Here is a 1,032-nt window from a genome sequence, read left to right on the forward strand (position 1 = left end):
GGCTCTGTCCCAATTACGTGTTGAAAGGCTAATCTTGAAGTAGGCCATCACCTTGAGGTCTACCATCATGGATACCCCAGCCTTTCAACACCTGTTGTCCCTTTTTCCCCAGTTAACCCTGCGCCAGCGCCGTGTTGCTCAGCAGGAGCTCACTGCACCCCACACCATTACCTCGCTCAATACTCAGTTACCGGCATGCAGTGGCTGCCCCCATTGTCAGGCCGATGTTACCCAGCTGGCGCCTTGGGGATGGAGTCGGGGACTGCGCCGCTACCGTTGCAAACTGTGTCTGCGCACCAGCACCGTTCTGACCAAGACGCCCTTGGCCAGATTGCGTAAAGCACAGTGCTGGGAAGACTACGCGCAAGCCCTCATCGAAGGACTGACTGTCCGCCAGGCTGCGCGGCGCTGTGGGGTCAGCAAGAACACCGCGTTCCTCTGGCGTCACCGCTTCTTGCGCGCGATGGCAACCCATCAGGCCACCCGGGAAGAGGGCATCGTTGAGGTTGATGAGACCTTCTTCCTTGAATCGTTCAAGGGGCAGCGGGGACTGCCGCGTCCACCACGTCATCGCGGTGGTAAAGGTCGAACTCGTGGAACCGGGCCAGATTACATCCCGGTGATGGTGGTACAAGACCGTGCAGGCCACCATGCGGATTTCCAGTTGGAGAAAATAGATGCCGAGACGGTCATCGCGGTGTTGAAGCCGTTGGTGTCACCGGATGCGGTGCTGTGTAGCGATGGGGCGGGTGTGTATGCCTGTTTCAGCAAGGAACAGGGTATAACCCATCAGGTGGTGCGCAATCGTCAAGGCGAACGGGTAGTCGGTGCGTATCACATCCAGCATGTGAACGGATATCACCATCGGTTGAAAGAGTGGATGGAGCGATTTCATGGAGTGGCGACGCACTACCTGAAGAACTACCTGGGTTGGCGCAGGATGTTGGAGCGTTACGGAAAAGGCGTAAATATCAAAGTGTGTTTGTATGAGGCCCTGGGGCGCCCCATGCAACACGTAATTGGGACATAGCC

The 1,032-nt window shown here is 57.3% G+C and carries 1 protein-coding gene; it reads left to right on the top strand.

What is annotated here, in order from left to right; translation table 11 throughout:
• Positions 1–67 precede the first annotated feature (67 nt).
• Positions 68–1,030: an IS1595 family transposase gene (locus G5315_RS20480; protein ID WP_421333916.1), complete on the top strand. Its 963-nt coding sequence runs from the start codon at positions 68–70 to the stop codon at positions 1,028–1,030.
• Positions 1,031–1,032 lie beyond the last annotated feature (2 nt).

The sequence above is a fragment of the Aeromonas sp. 603607 genome (assembly GCF_049171595.1).
GTDB classification, from domain to species: domain Bacteria; phylum Pseudomonadota; class Gammaproteobacteria; order Enterobacterales; family Aeromonadaceae; genus Aeromonas; species Aeromonas veronii.